The organism is Streptomyces sp. NPDC052301 (genome assembly GCF_044593395.1).
GTDB lineage: Bacteria > Actinomycetota > Actinomycetes > Streptomycetales > Streptomycetaceae > Streptomyces.
This window is the reverse complement of record NZ_JBIUBE010000020.1, coordinates 89,145-104,643: the sequence shown is the minus strand read 5'-3', so window position 1 is coordinate 104,643 and position 15,499 is coordinate 89,145. Positions and strand designations below refer to the sequence as shown.

At 72.4% G+C, this 15,499-nt stretch carries 16 protein-coding genes, 1 tRNA gene and 1 riboswitch; of the genes, 8 read left to right on the top strand and 9 right to left on the bottom strand.

Features of this window, described 5'->3' with window-relative positions:
* Positions 1 to 65: 65 nt before the first annotated feature.
* The 3 genes from ACIHEJ_RS37195 to ACIHEJ_RS37185 all read right to left on the bottom strand — a co-directional run bounded on the left by ACIHEJ_RS37195 (position 66) and on the right by ACIHEJ_RS37185 (position 3,743).
* Positions 66 to 1,010, bottom strand: coding sequence for an aldo/keto reductase (locus ACIHEJ_RS37195; RefSeq protein ID WP_400142190.1), 945 nt, complete (start codon positions 1,008 to 1,010; stop codon positions 66 to 68).
* A 69-nt stretch (positions 1,011 to 1,079) separates the two neighbouring features.
* Complete coding sequence (locus tag ACIHEJ_RS37190; protein WP_400142188.1) at positions 1,080 to 2,123, bottom strand: M23 family metallopeptidase; 1,044 nt, start codon at positions 2,121 to 2,123, stop codon at positions 1,080 to 1,082.
* A 7-nt stretch (positions 2,124 to 2,130) separates the two neighbouring features.
* A riboswitch (cyclic di-AMP (ydaO/yuaA leader) is annotated at positions 2,131 to 2,300 on the bottom strand.
* A 261-nt stretch (positions 2,301 to 2,561) separates the two neighbouring features.
* Complete coding sequence (locus ACIHEJ_RS37185; RefSeq protein ID WP_400142186.1) at positions 2,562 to 3,743, bottom strand: PP2C family protein-serine/threonine phosphatase; 1,182 nt, start codon at positions 3,741 to 3,743, stop codon at positions 2,562 to 2,564.
* 166 nt (positions 3,744 to 3,909) lie between these two features.
* Here ACIHEJ_RS37185 and ACIHEJ_RS37180 point away from each other — a divergent pair.
* Positions 3,910 to 3,983 (top strand) — tRNA-Met (locus tag ACIHEJ_RS37180).
* A 92-nt stretch (positions 3,984 to 4,075) separates the two neighbouring features.
* Here ACIHEJ_RS37180 and ACIHEJ_RS37175 read toward each other — a convergent pair.
* Positions 4,076 to 5,209, bottom strand: a complete 1,134-nt coding sequence (locus tag ACIHEJ_RS37175; protein WP_400142184.1) for a dihydrofolate reductase family protein — start codon at positions 5,207 to 5,209, stop codon at positions 4,076 to 4,078.
* Positions 5,210 to 5,278: 69 nt separating this feature from the next.
* On the opposite strand from ACIHEJ_RS37175, the gene ACIHEJ_RS37170 reads away from it, so the two are divergent.
* On the top strand, positions 5,279 to 5,809 hold the full coding sequence (locus ACIHEJ_RS37170) for a MarR family winged helix-turn-helix transcriptional regulator (RefSeq protein WP_400142182.1): 531 nt from the start codon (positions 5,279 to 5,281) through the stop codon (positions 5,807 to 5,809).
* Positions 5,810 to 5,926: 117 nt separating this feature from the next.
* The gene (gene ribA / locus ACIHEJ_RS37165; protein WP_400142180.1) at positions 5,927 to 6,559 is read left to right on the top strand and encodes a GTP cyclohydrolase II; all 633 of its coding nucleotides are present in this window, start codon (positions 5,927 to 5,929) and stop codon (positions 6,557 to 6,559) included.
* 172 nt (positions 6,560 to 6,731) lie between these two features.
* On the opposite strand, the gene ACIHEJ_RS37160 is transcribed toward ribA, so the two are convergent.
* Positions 6,732 to 8,159 carry a DHA2 family efflux MFS transporter permease subunit gene (locus tag ACIHEJ_RS37160; RefSeq protein WP_400142178.1) on the bottom strand — a complete coding sequence of 476 codons (1,428 nt, stop codon included), beginning with the start codon at positions 8,157 to 8,159 and terminating at the stop codon, positions 6,732 to 6,734.
* Positions 8,160 to 8,173: 14 nt separating this feature from the next.
* Positions 8,174 to 8,815: an NADPH-dependent FMN reductase gene (locus tag ACIHEJ_RS37155; RefSeq protein WP_400142176.1), complete on the bottom strand. Its 642-nt coding sequence runs from the start codon at positions 8,813 to 8,815 to the stop codon at positions 8,174 to 8,176.
* A gap of 131 nt (positions 8,816 to 8,946) precedes the next feature.
* Here ACIHEJ_RS37155 and ACIHEJ_RS37150 point away from each other — a divergent pair, with 131 nt between their 5' ends.
* The 3 genes from ACIHEJ_RS37150 to ACIHEJ_RS37140 all read left to right on the top strand — a co-directional run bounded on the left by ACIHEJ_RS37150 (position 8,947) and on the right by ACIHEJ_RS37140 (position 10,306).
* Entirely contained in the window at positions 8,947 to 9,633 is a 687-nt protein-coding gene (locus ACIHEJ_RS37150) for a TetR/AcrR family transcriptional regulator (RefSeq protein WP_400142174.1), read from the top strand.
* Positions 9,634 to 9,747: 114 nt separating this feature from the next.
* A complete protein-coding gene (locus ACIHEJ_RS37145; protein ID WP_400142172.1) occupies positions 9,748 to 10,101 on the top strand; it encodes a hypothetical protein in 354 nt (117 codons plus the stop codon).
* A 28-nt stretch (positions 10,102 to 10,129) separates the two neighbouring features.
* On the top strand, positions 10,130 to 10,306 hold the full coding sequence (locus tag ACIHEJ_RS37140) for a hypothetical protein (protein ID WP_400142170.1): 177 nt from the start codon (positions 10,130 to 10,132) through the stop codon (positions 10,304 to 10,306).
* Between the two features lie 73 nt (positions 10,307 to 10,379).
* Here the strand turns inward: ACIHEJ_RS37140 and ACIHEJ_RS37135 are convergent, their stop codons facing one another.
* Positions 10,380 to 11,264 carry a hypothetical protein gene (locus ACIHEJ_RS37135; RefSeq protein WP_400142169.1) on the bottom strand — a complete coding sequence of 295 codons (885 nt, stop codon included), beginning with the start codon at positions 11,262 to 11,264 and terminating at the stop codon, positions 10,380 to 10,382.
* Between the two features lie 383 nt (positions 11,265 to 11,647).
* Between ACIHEJ_RS37135 and ACIHEJ_RS37130 the strand changes: the two genes are divergently transcribed.
* Together ACIHEJ_RS37130 and ACIHEJ_RS37125 are read left to right on the top strand one after the other, a co-directional pair.
* Positions 11,648 to 11,788: a thiocillin family RiPP gene (locus ACIHEJ_RS37130; protein ID WP_400142167.1), complete on the top strand. Its 141-nt coding sequence runs from the start codon at positions 11,648 to 11,650 to the stop codon at positions 11,786 to 11,788.
* A 52-nt stretch (positions 11,789 to 11,840) separates the two neighbouring features.
* Positions 11,841 to 11,972 (top strand): thiocillin family RiPP, encoded by a 132-nt coding sequence (locus ACIHEJ_RS37125; RefSeq protein ID WP_400142165.1) that lies wholly within the window; start codon positions 11,841 to 11,843, stop codon positions 11,970 to 11,972.
* A 177-nt stretch (positions 11,973 to 12,149) separates the two neighbouring features.
* On the opposite strand, the gene ACIHEJ_RS37120 is transcribed toward ACIHEJ_RS37125, so the two are convergent.
* Together ACIHEJ_RS37120 and ACIHEJ_RS37115 are read right to left on the bottom strand one after the other, a co-directional pair.
* Positions 12,150 to 12,968, bottom strand: a complete 819-nt coding sequence (locus tag ACIHEJ_RS37120) for a thiopeptide-type bacteriocin biosynthesis protein (RefSeq protein WP_400142163.1) — start codon at positions 12,966 to 12,968, stop codon at positions 12,150 to 12,152.
* The gene (locus ACIHEJ_RS37115; RefSeq protein WP_400142161.1) at positions 12,961 to 15,477 is read right to left on the bottom strand and encodes a lantibiotic dehydratase; all 2,517 of its coding nucleotides are present in this window, start codon (positions 15,475 to 15,477) and stop codon (positions 12,961 to 12,963) included. Before ACIHEJ_RS37115 ends, ACIHEJ_RS37120 begins: the two co-directional genes overlap by 8 nt.
* Positions 15,478 to 15,499 lie beyond the last annotated feature (22 nt).

The window sequence follows — 15,499 nt, the reverse complement described above, 5'->3', positions numbered from 1 at the left end:
CCCCCCGTCCGACGAGCACGGCGGATGAAGGTCGCCGCCCGTAGCGCAGGGGCGGCGACGGAGGTTCAGGCCGAGGCCTGCGTCAGGCGGTCCACTTCCTCGTCCGTCAGCTTCAGGTCGGCGACCCCCAGCAGCGCCGGGAGCTGGTCGACCGTGCGGGCCGAGGCGATGGGGGCCGTGATCGTCGGCTGGGCGGCCAGCCAGGCGAGGGCGACCGTGGCGACCGGGGCCTCGTGGGCGGCGGCGATCTCGTCCAGGGCCGTGAGGACCTTCTGGCCGCGCTCGGACCGAAGGTGCTTGGCCGCCCCTTCGGCGCGGGCGCTGTCGACCGTCGCACCCGGGCGGTACTTGCCGGTCAGGAAGCCCGAGGCGAGCGAGAAGTACGGCACCGCGGACAGGCCCTCCTTGGCGGCCAGGTCCTGCAGCGGGCCCTCGTAGGTGTCGCGGGACACCAGGTTGTAGTGGGGCTGGAGCGCGACATAGCGGGCCAGACCCTCACGGTCGGAGAATTCCAGCGAGGCCCGCAGACGCTCGGCGCTGATGTTGGAGGCGGCGATGTGCCGGACCTTGCCCGCCTTCACCAGTTCGTCCAGGGCACCGATGATCTCCTCGACCGGCACCTCGGGCTTGTCGAAGTGGGTGTAGTAGAGGTCGATGTGGTCGGTGTCCAGGCGGCGCAGGGAGGCGTCGGCGGCCGCCTTGATGTTGGCGGCGGACAGGCCCTGGTACTCGGGGTGCTGGCTGACCTTGGTGGCGATGACGACGTCGTCGCGGTTGCCCCGGGCCTTGACCCACTTGCCGATGATCGTCTCGGACTCGCCGCCCTTGTTGCCCTCGACCCAGGCGGAGTAGGCGTCGGCGGTGTCGATGAAGTTGCCGCCGGCGGCCGTGTAGGCGTCCAGGACGGCGAAGGAGGTCTCCTCGTCGGCGGTCCAGCCGAAGACGTTGCCGCCGAGGGAGAGCGGGAAGACCTCGAGGTCGGAGGAGCCGAGTGTGCGCAGAGAAGTCATGCTCGATGTCAACGCCGGCGGTGGATGATCGCATTCCGCCGCAGGCGCCTGTTCACGAGGACGACACGCTCAGGGGGTGAGGCCCTTGGACCGCAGCCAGGGCGCCGGGTCGACGGCGGTGGCCTGGCCGTTCGGGTGCACCTCGAGGTGCAGGTGCGGGCCGGTGACGTTGCCGGTGGCGCCGACCCGGCCGATGACGTCGCCGGTGGAGACCTTCTGGCCGACCGAGACGTTGATCGAGGACTGGTGGCAGAACCACAGCTCGGTGCCGTCGTCCAGGGTGAGGACCGTGCGGTAACCGTAGGCGCCGGCCCAGCCGGCCTGGGTGACCGTGCCGCTGTGGATGGCCTTGATGAGGGTGCCGGTGGGGGCGGCGAAGTCGAGGCCGGTGTGGTAGCCGGAGGACCACATGGAGCCGGGCTGGCCGAAGGTGCCGGTGAGCGTGTACGAGACGACCGGCAGCGTGTACTGCTTGGCCAGCTCGGCCAGCCGCTCGGCCTCGGCGGCCTTCTTGGCGTCGGCCTCGGCCTTCTCCTTGGCGGAGGCGGCCTTGGCGGCGGCCTCCTTCTCCGCCTTGGCGGCGGCGTCGGCGGTCTGCTTCTCGGAAGCGGCGAGCGCGGCGGCGGTGGCCTTGCTGTCGGCCTTGCTCTGCTGCTGCTCGGCCTGGGCCATGATCCGGTTGCGCAGGGCCTCGCCGGCGCCGGTGCTGCTGTCGCTGTCGGCGGTGGTGCCGACGCCGCTGAGCGCGGTGGCGGTGGCCTGGTGCGTGTCGTCGGAGGAGCCGGCGGTGTCGCTGCCGAAGAGGTGGTCGACGGAGGAGGGCAGGTCCGGCAGGGATATGGAGACCGGCGGCTTGCCGGTGTTGGCGCTGGCCATGCCGCCCGCGCCGACCGCGGCCATCACGCCGACGCCGAGGACGGTGGAGCTGCGCGCGAAGCCGCCGCGCTGCTTGGCGACACGGTGCCGGCCGCGGACCGGGGCGACGGAGTCCTCGGTGGGGTTCCACTCCTCCCAGGGGCCCTCGTCGGCGCGGTAGGCGCCGTAGCCGAACGTTTCGGACTCGCGCTGCGCAGGCACGAACGGGGCTTCTGGGGCAGGCCGGTTGGACGCCACGCGGGCGTACTCCTTTCCTTCCTCCGCCTACCGGGTTAGCTGACGGGTTCGGAGCAGGAAGGTCTCCTACGCGCGTATACCGGCCGTGGACTCTAAGCAGTTCACGGCGGTGTTCGCGTGATTCACCCCAAAGTGGTGGTTCCCCGGTTCCCTTGCAGGATTCGGCGCGTGCGCACGGAGCCGCCTCTTGTGACGGCTGGGACGACCGCGCTGCGTTATCGAACGTTAATAGACGTGCCAGGCACTTTCCAAGCCGTTCGGCTTGATCATTAACGTTTTCGGCCGCGGACTTACCGGTCAGGAAGCCTCCAAATCGGGCGAGTTGGCCACGGTTCAGCAGTCTCGGTGTTTTTGATGGTGACTCAGATGTTATGCGCACGGCGGTCACACGGTCACAGGCCGTCACTTCCCGGCGTATCCCCGCCGTCGCCTCACGGCTCAGGGCCGCCGCACGGCGAGGAGCGCCATGTCGTCCGTCATCCCGCCGCCGGAGTGCCGCCGCACCTCGGTGGCGAGCCGGTCGAGGAGCGCGCGAGGGTCGGCGAAGGGCCGCCCGTCGAGCCGACGTTCCAGGTCGTAGAACCGGCCGTGGCCGTCCCGGGCCTCGGACAGTCCGTCGGTGTACAGCAGCAGCGTGGCCCCGCTCGGAAAGCCCGCCTGCAGGGTCCGGTCGGGCCACCTGCCGAGGTCCGCCATGCCCAGTGGCAGCGCGGGCTCGGGCCCGGTCAGGACGCGCACGGTGCCGTCGGCGTACAGCAGCAGCGGCGGTGGATGGCCCCGGTTGACGAGCCGTACGACACCGTCGCCGTGCGGGAGTTCGGCGAGGACGGCGGTGGTGAACCCCTCGAAGGCGTCGATGCCCTCCCGCCGCGTTCCCTCCCGGGCCAGCGCCCGCTCCAGCCGCTCGGCCACCTCCTCCAGGGTGGCCTCGTGCTCGGCCGCCTCCCGGAACGCCCCGATCACCACGGCGATCGCGGCGACCGCGCCCATGCCCTTGCCGCGTACGTCCCCGACGACCAGCCGGACGCCGTACGGGCTGTCCTGCACCGCGTACAGGTCGCCGCCGATGAACGCGTCCTGCCGTGCCGCCTCGTAGCGGGCGGCGATCTCGAAGCCGCCGATCCGCGCGGCGGGCTCCGGCAGCACGGCCCGCTGGGCGGCCTCGGCGACCTCCCGGGCGGAGGCGAGCCGCCGGTCGCCGAGCCGGACCACCCGGTTGATGGCGAGGGCGAGCAGGGCGACCGTGGCGATGGTGACCACGTCGGTGACGGCGGCGACGGCGGGGTGGGCACCCGAGCCTGCGTGCACCGCGTAGCCGGCGGCGAGGGCCGCGAGGCCGGTGAGCACGGTGGTGCGCAGCGACGACAGGGGCGCGGCGATCAGCGGGGCGGCGGAGAAGAACGGGACGGCGGTGAACTCGTTCGGGGTGAGCAGGCCGTACAGGACACCGCTCACGATCAGCAGGGCGGGCAGGGCGCGGGCCAGGGCGCGGGGACCCGGGCGGCGTGGGCGTCGCGGGGGCGGGGGCTCGTCGACGAGGCCCGGAGCGGGCACGGGGTCGCCGGGCAGCCGGCCACCGGCCCTGGCGTACGCGTTCTCCTCCACCTCTCCAGGGCGCACCGCTTGTCTCCCACTGTCCGACGTACGTCCAGATTTGCGGGCGGGACAGCGTGCGGCGAGCGCTGTGGGCCGACCGGATGATCCGTCCCTCCGGCCCTGCCGACGGGCCCGCGGACCACGGATGTGCGTTCCGACCTGCGCATGGGGTACTCTTGAGACACAACGACGCGGGGTGGAGCAGCTCGGTAGCTCGCTGGGCTCATAACCCAGAGGTCGCAGGTTCAAATCCTGTCCCCGCTACTGAAACTCAGGGCCGGAAGCCAGCAATGGTTTCCGGCCCTGAGTGTTTTGCGCACCACAGGTTTGTGCCGCCCCCGGAGGGGCGGCGACCGTCAGCCCGTCAGGTGCGTGTTCGGCGCCTTGGCGAGCCCCTCCAGCTCCGGCAGGACGACCACCTGCGCACCCCCGCCGACCAGCACCCCCGTCCCGTCGGCCGCCGCGACGAACGTGTCCGGCTCCCGCCAGGCCGTGACCACCCGGCGCACGCCCGCCCGCAGGATCAGCTCGGCGCAGGGCGCGGGACGCGAGGCGCGACGGGCGCAGGGCTCCAGGCTGCTGTAGACGGTGGCACCGGGCAGGCGCGGGTCGGCCGGGTCCAGCTTGGCCAGGGCGGCCTCCTCCGCGTGCACCACGGGGTCGTCGCCCTCCCTGGAGTGGCCGCGGGCCAGCTCGGTGCCGTCGGCGGCGACCACGACCGCGCCCACGCTGAACGCCGTCCGCGAGGGCGGGCAGAGCGCGGCGAGCTCGCAGGCGGTGCGCAGCCAGCGGCGGTCGGCCGCGGTGGGCACGGAACCGGTGCCGGGGGCGGTGGGCTCGTAGCGCATGAGCACGACGTCCTCGATTCGGCGGGTCTCCGTCAGGCGCAGCCGGCCGCCCTGGTACGCCCCGGGGCCGAACAGGCGCGGGGCCGCCGGATCGCCGACGAAGAGCGGGGCGAGCACCAGCTGCAGTTCGTCCGCGAGGCCCTGCTGCAGGAGCTGGGTGTGGACCTGCCCACCGCCCTCGACCATCAGGCGCTCCACCCCGCGCACGTCGTGCAGGTGGGCGAGCAGGGCCCGCCAGTCGAGGCCGGGGCCGAGCGGGACGACGTCGGCGCTGGCGCCGACGAGGCGGGAGGCCCGTTCGGCGCCCCGGTCGGTGGTGTACACGACCTTCTCGCCGCCGGTGTGCCAGAAGTTCGCGGCCGGGTCGAGGTCGCCGGAGGCGGTGACGGTGACTTTCAGCGGGTACTCCGGCCTGCCCTCCTCGGTGCGGGCCGCGCGGCGCTCGGCGGAGTTGACCAGCAGGCGCGGGTTGTCGGCGCGTATGGTGCCGGCGCCGATCAGGATGGCGTCGACGGAGGCCCGTACCGCGTCGACCCGGTCGAAGTCCGCCGGACTGGACAGCAGCAGGCGCTCCGGGCCGGTGTCGTCCAGGTAGCCGTCGAGGGAGACGGCGGCGGACAGCAGGACGTACGGGTACGGCATCGGCGCACTCCCTCGCGGGCCCGGCACCGGGCCCTTGGTTCAAGTTTGAAACAAACCTACACTGGCAGCATGACGACCCGCTGGCTCACTCCCGAGGAGCAGCGCGCCTGGCGCGCCTACCTGGCCGCCGCCCGGCTGCTGGACGACGCGATCGACCGGAACCTCCAGCAGGCGGCCGGCATGCCGCATCTGTTCTACTCCGTGCTGGCCAACCTCTCCGAGGCGGCCGGCCGGCGACTGCGCATGACCGATCTCGCCGAGACGCTGAAGATCACACGCAGCAGGCTGACGTACGCGGTGACCCGGCTAGAGCGGGACGGACTGGTGCGCCGCGAGGACTGCCCCACGGACAAACGCAGCAGTCTCGCCGTACTGACGGATGACGGCATGGCCGTGCTGGAGCGTACGGCGCCCGGTCATGTCGAAACGGTACGCGCCACCCTCTTCGACCGGCTCACCCCGGAGCAGGTGGGGCAGCTGGAGGAGATCTGCACGGGAGTCGCGCACGGGCTGCAGGACGAGGACGCCAAGCCCGGGACGGACGACGTGCCCTGGCGGCGCCGCTCGTCGTGTTCGGGGCCGCCCCCGGAAGACTCCTGAGTCACTCCGAACCCGGGACGGCCACCCGAGGATGATTGCTTTAATTTTTAAGCATGAGGTAGGGTCCCCGTGATTCGCTGCTTCAAATCTGAAGCAACACCCTCGGGAGGGACCCGCATGCCCGACACCCCCGCCGCCACCCCGCGCGCTCGCGTCCGGGTACCGCTGCGCTTCCACGACGGCTACGGCGTCGACGCCGACCTCGTCACCTTCCACGGCCTCACCGACGGCCGGGAGCACATCGCCGTCGTCCTCGGCGACCCCGCACCCGGCACCGTCCCACTGGTCCGCCTGCACTCCGAGTGCCTGACCGGCGACGTCCTCGGCTCGGCCCGCTGCGACTGCGGACCCCAGCTGCGCGAGGCGGTGGAGCGCATCGCCGAGCGCGGCGGTGTCCTGCTCTACCTCCGCCAGGAGGGCCGCGGCATCGGCCTCTACAACAAGCTCGACGCCTACGCCCTCCAGGACCAGGGCCTCGACACCTACGAGGCGAACGCCGCCCTCGGCCTCCCGGAGGACGCCCGCGACTACACCGCCGCCGCGCAGATGCTCTCCGCCCTCGGCATCGGCGAGCTGGACCTCCTCTCCAACAACCCCGACAAGGCGGAGCAGTTGCGCTCCCTGGGCGTCGCCGTCCGGGACCGGGTCCCGACCGGCGTCTTCACCACGCCCCACAACGTCCGCTACCTCCGCGCGAAGGTCCTCCAGACCCAGCACACCCTGCCACTGGCCGAGCTGAACGCGGGCTGAGGGGGGCGATTGGCAGGTTCGTTCCACCCTCTCCCCACCGCTCGACCGACCGACCTGCACTTTCACCCTCTGCACCTGGAACGAATCTGCCGATCACCGATCACCGATCACCCATCACCGATCTGCGATCAGCGAGCAGGGGCCGTCGAGCAGCGGTCTGATCAGGGGGCGATCAGGGTGTCCGGCGGTCCGGGAGGCGGAGCGACGGGAGGGTGGAGAGGGTCAGGAACGTCGCCGCGACCGCGTAGGTGAGGCGGAAGCCGGGCGGGTGCTGGCCCACCGCGGCCAGGAGCACCGAGAGCGCCGCGGTTCCCACCGACGCCGCCAGCTGGGAGTTGATGCTCAGCGCGGTGCTCGCGCCGGGCAGCCGGTCCGCGGGCAGGTCCCGGGTCGCGGTCGTCATCGTCGGCATCAGCACCACGCCGATACCGGCGCCCATCACCATGGCCGAGCTGACGACCCGCCAGGGCGCGACCCCGGGGACTCCGGTCTGCCACGCCAGCAGCGCCATCCCGAGGGCGGCGAGCGCGATTCCGGCCGGGATCAGCCGTCGCGGTGAGACCCGGTCGACCCATCGCGCCGCGAACTGCATCGCCGTACCGACGACGAGACCGGTCGGGGCGCCCAGCAGACCGGCCGCCGTCGCGCTCAGGCCCCGCTCCTGCTGCCAGTACAGCGGACCGAGCAGCATCGACCCGAAGTAACCGCAGGTGAACAGGGCGAGCGTGGTGACGCCGGCGGCGAAGGTACGGTCGCGCAGGAGCCGTAGGTCCAGCAGCGGGTCGCGGACGGTCAGCGCCCGGCGGACGAAGGCGGCTGTCAGGGCGGCACCGGCGAGGGTGGGCAGGAGGGCGCCGGGGGCGGTGAAGTCGCCGCGTTCGCCGCCCCGGGCCAGGCCGTAGAGCAGCAGGGCGAGGCCCGGCGAGAGCATCAGCAGGCCCGGGACGTCCAGGCGGGCGGTGCGCCGCGTCTGCGGGTCCGGCGCGTCGTACGGCAGCAGGCGTGCCGTGAGCGCCAGGGCGAGCAGACCCACGGGCAGGTTGACCAGGAAGATCCAGTGCCAGGAGGCGGCGTCGACCAGCCAGCCGCCCAGCACCGGGCCGACGACCGGGCCGACCAGGACGGGCAGTCCGCCCACGGCCATCACCCGGCCGAGCCGGCGCCGGTCGGCGGCGCGCATCACCATCGTCATCCCGACCGGCTGCAGCAGTCCGCCGCCGAGCCCCTGCACCGCACGGAAGGCGATGAGACTGGTGACGTCCCAGGCGCAGGCGGCGAGCAGGGAGCCGAGGGTGAAGAGGACGAGTGCGGTCGCGTAGGTGCGCTTCGCGCCGATCCGGGCCATCGCCCAGGCCGCGACCGGGATGACGGCGGCGAGCGCGAGCGTGTAGGCGGTGGCGGTCCACTGGATGGTCGCCAGCGGGGCGCCGAACGACGTGGAGAGCGCGCGCATCGCCACGTTGACGATGGTCATGTCGAGCACCGCCGTCACCGAACCGATCACGGTGACGGCGAGCGTGCGCCGCAGAACGGTGGCCGAGGCGCGCGGTGTCGGTGTCCGCTCACCGGCCGGGGTCTCGGCGGCCCGTGTGCTGCTCATGTCCCCCCGCCCCCTCAGCCCGCGTACGGACGTTCGGCCCGGGCGGCGCGCAGTGCCCGTCCCCACCAGGCGAGTTGACCGAGCATGCCCTTGGCGGCGCCGGTGCAGACCTCGCTGTCGCGCGGTACGCCGTCCTCGCCCAGCCCGGACCAGGGCCCGTGCAGGCTGACCGAGTCCCGCACGGTCACCGCGTGCAGCTCGGCGAAGACCAGCCGGAGCTGCTCGACCGCGCGCAGACCGCCGCCGAGACCGCCGTACGAGACGAAGCCGACCGGCTTGGCCTGCCATGGGGCGTGGTGCCAGTCGATGACGTTCTTCAGGGAGGCCGGGAAGCTGTGGTTGTACTCGGGCGTGACGACCACGAAGGCGTCGGCGGCGGCGAGCCGGGGCGTCAGGTCGCGCAGGACGGCGGCGGTCCCGGGGTCCGGTGTGCCGCCCCAGCCGGGCAGCGCCAGCGGCAGCCGCACGTCGGCGAGGTCGATGAGGTCGAGGTCGAGCCCCGGGTCGCCGTCGGCGGTGCGGAGGAACCAGTCGGCGACGGCCCGCCCCTGCCGGCCCTCGCGCACGCTGCCGACGATGACGGCGACGCGAAGCGGCGCTTCCTGTGCTTCACGGGCTTCGCGGGCCTCATGGGCTTCGTTGCTGGTGACAGGCATGGAGATCCCCCATCTGGTGGTCGGCCGGTCGCTCGGCGCGATCGGCTCTCCAGCAAGTTACAACGGTCGTTGTAGAAATTACAACGCTCGTTGTAATTCGAGTAGAGTAGGGCGGGCTGAGGAGGGTGACTGTGGGCGAAACGAACGAGTCCCGGCTGGAGCAGGCGCGGAGCGAGGTCTCACCGCGCAAGCTGCAGAAGCAGATGGCCATCGCGGGCGCGGCCTGCGCGGTGTTCGGCCGTGAGGGCTACGCCCGCGCCTCGGTCGACGCGCTCGCGGCGGAGGCCGGCGTCTCCACGCGCACGCTGTACAACCACTTTCCCGGCGGCAAGGCCCAGCTCTTCCGGACGGTGGTCACCTGGACCTCGAGCGACGTGCGCGACGCCCAACTGGCCCGGCTGCAGGCGGTCCTGGACCCCGAGCGGCCGCCGCGCCCCGACGACCTGGAGCGCGACCTGGTCGCCCTGGCCCGTGGGTTCGTCGGGCTGATGGCCGAGTACCCGAACCACTTCGCCCTCGTCCGCCACATCAACGCCGAGGCCGACCACGTACCCCCGGAGGTCCTCGAGGCCTGGCACGCGGCGGGCCCGGAACCCGTCGGCCGCGCCCTCGCCGACGCGCTGACCCACCTCGCGGAGGCCGGCCTGCTCACCCTGCACGACGACGCCCCGCTGGCCGCGGGCCACTTCATGGCCCTGACGTCCCACACGATCGTCCAGTCCACCCACTACGGCGTCCTCCCCCTGCCCGCCAAGGAGACCGACCGGCTGATCAAGGCCGGGGTGGGGGCATTCCTGCGGGCGTACGGGGCGATTTAGGGAAGTTACTGAATTGGCGGCCATATATCGGCCGTTGCAGGCCGGGGTGTAACGGGGCCGCGCCGAGGGGACGCAGTAGGAGGAGAAATACGTCAGCGTCAGATCGGATTTCTCGTGAGCAACATCGACCCGGTTTCCGGATACCCGGTCCACGACCAGCCACCACGACCCGAGCGACCTAGGGACCACCAGGCCACGGCGCGGCGAACAGCGCTGGCCATCTGCACGATCGCCGACATCGCGGCCGGGCTGCTGGGCCTGTGGATCGTGCTCTACCTGCTCGACGCCAACCGGGGAAACGCGTTCGTGCAATTCGTTCACGGAATGGCGGACTGGCTGTCCGGCTGGGCACAGGACATTTTCGTGATGGACACAGAAGGTCTACGTGTCGCCCTCAATTACGGCCTGCCGGCCGTTCTGTATTTGGTCATAGGCCATGGCGTCGCGCTCCGGGTCAACCGGGCGTGAAGATCGAGGGACCGGAACAGTGACACGTATGCCCATCCGAAACGACGAAGCGCCGATCTACGAGGATCTGGTCCGCGAACGCGGTGACGCGGTGGCGGAGGCCCGGACGGCCGCGGAACGCACGCAGTACCAGGCGGCGCAACTGCTGCCGGGACACGACATGGGCCGGCCCGACCGAGGAGCCGGCCAGGCTTCCGGGTGGTGAAGCGGGCCGGCCGGCGGGCGTGACACCGAGGTCACCCCGCCGGCCGGCCGGGTCGGTCCGTAGGACGGGTGCGTCAGCCGAGGCAGAGCACCAGCAGGCAGACCTGTGTCGGCGACGTCGACGCCGGACCGGAGTCGGCCCCGGACGTGCCCGAGGAGTTCGACGTGCCCGACGTGTTCGACGTGCCCGAGTCCGTGCCGCCGGCGGGTGCGGCGGGCGTCGGCTGTGCCGCCGTACCCGTGTGGGCGGGGACCGTCTGGGTCGAGGAGTGTGCCGGGGCCTGCTGTTGCGGGGACGAGACCGTCACCGGGTGGGGAGGCGTCGCGGAGTCCGGCCGGGTGATCTGCGGCGCGGTGTGCGGGGTGGTCGCGAGGGACTGCCGGTGCGGGGCGGTGGCCGGCGACTGTGCCTGGGGCGTGCCGGGGGCCGTTCGGTGACCGGTGGACGGCGTCGACGCGGGAGCCTCGGAGGCCGGCACCGCCGTCGGCTCCCCCGACTGCTCCCTGGTGTCGCCCACGCTCCTGTTGTCCGGCGCGGAGGCCGCCTGCGCCCGGTCGGCGGTGTGCCGGTCCATCGTGGCGATGGTGAGACCGCCTCCGACGAGCGCGACGGCCGTCGCCACCACGGCGCGGCGCTGCGTCTTCTTCCAGCGGGCCAACTGGCGCCGCCGCGCCGCCCGTCCGGGCCGCGTCCACACGCCCTCCGCATCGGCGGCGGGGCTCGCGCTCACATCGGCCGCGTGTGCCGTGTCGTCGGCGGGCGGTCCGTCGTGCCACGCGCCGGAGGCCGTCGGCGGCCCGCCGGCCGTCGAGCCGGGCGCGGCCATGACGGCCGTCGCGGTCGTCGCGGTCCTTGCGGTCGTGGTGCCGGGCGGGGCGATGTCCGGGGCGTAGGCGCCGCACCCGGGACACACCAGGGCGCCGTTGAGATGTCGCCGGCACGAGGAGCAATAGTCCATCTGCGGTCTTCCTGGGTTGACTGCGCCGTCGGCCCACCTTGACCACGGCCTGGTCACGCTCGCGCGGGGGATCGAGCGACCAGTCACGCTAACGAGCCTTTCGAAAGGCTGTGTGGAGCCCATGTGGCACTCGTGCGGAGGTTTGCCCGCCGCCGGACCCGGGCGCGCCGCGCGGGGTGGTCCCGGACACCGGCCCGGCCGGCGTCGGACGCAAAGCGTGATGACAAACGCACGCTGAATTAGCACCGTCCTTCACCATCGTCTTCTTCCGCACTTTTCTTGGGAGTTCCGGAGTCTGCGCAGCATGATTCTCTTGGCTCTGCTGAGAGGATGCCCAGTCCTCCTGGAGCCGTATGTAACCAAGCATCAGGATAGGAATTCCCATGGAGAACCAGGTCCAGGTCATCGAAGAGGACATCGCCGTCGAGGAGCTCGACGAGGTCAGCGGCGCGGGCAGCGTCGGCACCGCCAGCTCCCTGGCCTGCCCGGGCAGCTCGGCCAGCACCTTCGGTAGCCACAGCTGATCGTTCGGCTCCTGAAGTCGTAAACCGGTTTCACATAACGGAGGGATTCTCCATGGACAACGAGCACATCATCGAAGAGGACATCTCCATCGAGGAGATGGACGAGGTGAGCGGCGCGGGTTGCGCCGGTACCGCCGGTACCGCGTCCTGCCCGGCCAGCATCGGTACGGCGGCCTGCTGGTAAAACAGCCGGCGTAACAGCCGGGCGGGGGCGGGAACCAATTCGGTTCCCGCCCCCGTTCCTGTCTGCGCTCATCATTGCGCTCATCATTGCGTGTACTTTTCGCGCCTTTGTGTGCGCCGTCGTCGCGCGCGAGGCCGAAGGCCCCGGCACGGAGTAGACCGTGCCGGGGCCGGGTCGTCACGCGATGCGCCGGCGGTGCTCCGCCAGCCAGAGCAGCCGGGCGATCTGGGCCTCCTCGCCTCCGGTCAGCCCGAGCCGGTTGTTGGTGAGGTGGACATGGTGGAAGAGGACGAGCGGTCGGGGGCGCGCAGACGTCAGCAGCGTGGACGCCTGCTCCGCGTAGCCGGTGAGTGCCCGGCCCGCCGTGGTGCGGAGGGTGGCCGTGACACGGGCGAGCATCGCCTCCGCCTTGGCCGTCCGCTGGGCGTCGGGTACCGCGTCCCGCCGCCATGACGACGGCTGGGCCATGCCCAGGTGTCCTCCGCTCCAGTACCAGGCGTAGTGGTGCAGGAAGGCGAGGCGCAGCGGGCGGGGCAGCAGTCCCGCCATGACACGGGTGTGGGCCGCCCCGTGCACGATGCGCAGATTTCCGGCATGGCTCTCGGCACACAACAGCGCGGCTTCGCTGCCACGCCAGAACACCTCCTCCGCCGCCGCCATCGCGGCCCCGGTGCCGAATTTCCACGTCTCGGGCGTGTATACGGCCTTCTGCGCGTCCCGGACCAGGGGAATCGACGGAAGCGCTGCGTCGATGACCTGCTCGGCGAGCGTGAGCTCCTCCGTGAAGGCGCGGACGCGCAGCCGGACATGGGGACCGAAGCCGTCCGCGTAATTCAGGAAGAACCATCGCGCGTCCGTGACGGCCGATGACAGCCGCTGGAGCAAGGGCCTCATGTGGTCCCTGAGAAGACGCTCCAGGTCTTCCGGTTCCCGTACGTAGAGCCGGTAGTAGAGCCAGTCTTCCGTCGGCTCGGTGTACGCGTCGCGCTCAGCCATGCCGCACCAGCCCCATGAATTCCGTGACGACCGGCCTCCCCTGGGCGTCGTGCCACGGCTGCTGTCCGCTCCCGGGAAACGCCTCGACGAAATCGACGGCCACCGCGTCCGGGTGTATCCGGCGCAGCGCGGACCAGACGAGATGCGGGCTGTCGAACTGGATCCACTGCGGTTTCGACTTGGTGATTCCCCGCCGGTCCCGGACGGCCTGGGCGATGAAGGCCTCCCGCGGAATTCCGTTGCGCCGGCGCCACCGTTCGACGTCGGTGAGGAAGTCGACGGTCGGGGCGCCGGGGTCCGGCCTGGGGACCTCGGCGGGCGGGACGCTCCAGCGGGCACGGGCCCACACCAGCCGCCCGTGTTGGATCCGGGGCCGGTAGGTGAGGGTCTCGACGGGCCGCATCCTGTCGTACGGGCGGAACTCCCGGTCGACGCGTGCCGTGGTCTGCCAGGGATCGGAGAGCAGGCACAGCAGCTTCAGCGGTCCGGCCAGCAGATGGACCGGGACGACGCCCATGTACGTCACGGCCGCCGGGTGGCCGTCGCCGTCGCGTGCCTGGAGGGTCCCGGTCTCCGGATCGTGGGCCAGGGTCCAGCCGGTCAGGTCGACCGTGTCGCCGTCGCTGTCCGGCAGATCGCCGGGGGCCCGCAGCCGGGGCAGCGAGCGCATCGGCATCCGCTGCAGCTCCGCCCAGTCCGGGTAGGCGGACACCTGGTGGACCCGGCACCCGGGATGCAGCGACTGCACCCAGTCCCGGAGGGGGAGGGCCGTCGCGTCGTGCAGCTCGGGGACGCATGCCCAACGGCCGAGCAGGCCCGCGCCGCCGTCCTGCACCAGGTTCACGGCGATCTCGTAGTCGCCCGCGGCGACCGCAGCCTCGTCCGCCGCCGCGACCTGGAAGAACACCGCGTGACTGGGCCGCGCCACCGTGCCATGGCCGACGACCCGGTCGCCCTCCCCGGCGGCGGCAGCCGCGCCGCGCGGCGCGGGAAAGCCGTCCGTCGCGACGTGGAAGGCGTAGAGGAAGTCCAGCAGGTCCACGCCGCCCGCGCCGTGGCCGTGGCGTCGTACGAAGCCGTCCACGAGCCGCCGGTAGAGCGGGGAGAGCGAGACCGCCGGGGCGATCCAACGAGCCGCCTCGGCGAGGTCGTCGGCGAGGTGGGACGGCAACTGCCGGGTCCGCTGCGGCTGTCCGGCCACGGCCTCGTGATACAGCGGCGCCGTGGCCAGCCAGGACGGGGCGGGACGGCCGAGCGCGGTGAACGCCTCGTGCGCGGCCTGCCGGGTACGGACCACCGCCCGCGCCCGCCGGAGCGGGTCGCGGGTCGTCTCCACGGTCGTCTCCAGCGCGGCCAGCTCGCGGACGGCCCGGACGGCTCCCTCCCCGCCGGCCGCCGGTCCGTCGCCGTCCGGTCCGTCGACCGCCGTGGCCAGCGCGCCGAAGTGCAGCCCGGCCGCCGACGACCAGGGAACGAGCGGCTGGAGAAGTCCGGTCTCCGTCATGCGCCGCAGCGCCGCCGCGTCGCCGCCCGGTGCGCGCCGCAGCACGTCGTCCAGGGTGCGGGGTTCGGTGCCCGCCGCGTCGAGAACGGGCCGGTAGCGGTCGCAGGGCACGACCTCGTCCTGACGGAAGAAGAAGCCCGCGGGGGAAGCGGCGTACGACACGAGGGTGCACCGCGTGCCGTCGTCGCCGGTGTGCAGGCCGGTGTTGGCCACGACCGGGACCGCGGCGCCGGGCGGCCCGGCGGCGACGAAGGAGCGGAGCAGCGACACCGCCACGCCCCTGGACGAGCTCAGCGCGCGTGCTTCGCGTCCCGCACCGTCCGCCGCGGGGCCCGCAGGTCCGTCGAACCGGGCCGTACCGAGCGTGGTGAGCGTGCTGAACGGGCTCGGTTTGACCGCGATCCGGGCCAGGTAGGCCGCCGCGCTGCGCATGCGCCGCGACTCGGGCGGGGCGGCGGTGTCGCGGTCGAGCAGCAGCTCCTCGGTGAAGTCCGGGCTCGCCAGCGCCAGGCCGAGCGCCGTCTGCGGGGCACGGAGGTGGCCCAGCAGGGCGTCACCGGCCCGGCGCAGCTCCGGCTCGGTGGCCCGCCGTGCGGTGGCGAGGGCCGCGTCGGCTTCGGCCATGGCCCGGAGCCAGCGCGCGAGGCGCTCGCGCACCGTCTCGTCCAGGTGCGGAGTCAACGCGTCCGCGTGCGCCTGTGTCTTCGGCGTACGCCGCGTGTTGTGGATGTCCCGGCGCAACCGGACCGCGGCCCGCCGTACGGCACGGTCACCGAGCTTCGGGACGAGGCGGTACAGGTCGTCGCCGAGTTGCGGCGCCAGTGCGTCGGCGGCCTCGCGCCGGTCACACGCGTGTGCGACGGCAGCGGTGAGCCGACCGGTGGCGACGTCGCGCAGGACGGACACCGGCAGCCCGGCCGCGCGCACCCCCGCCACCGGTGCGACGGCGGTGGCGGCGCGGCCGGGCGGCAGCGTGCCGAGGTCGGGAATGTGTGGGTGGGTCATGATGCCGGTTCTCGTGCGGGAG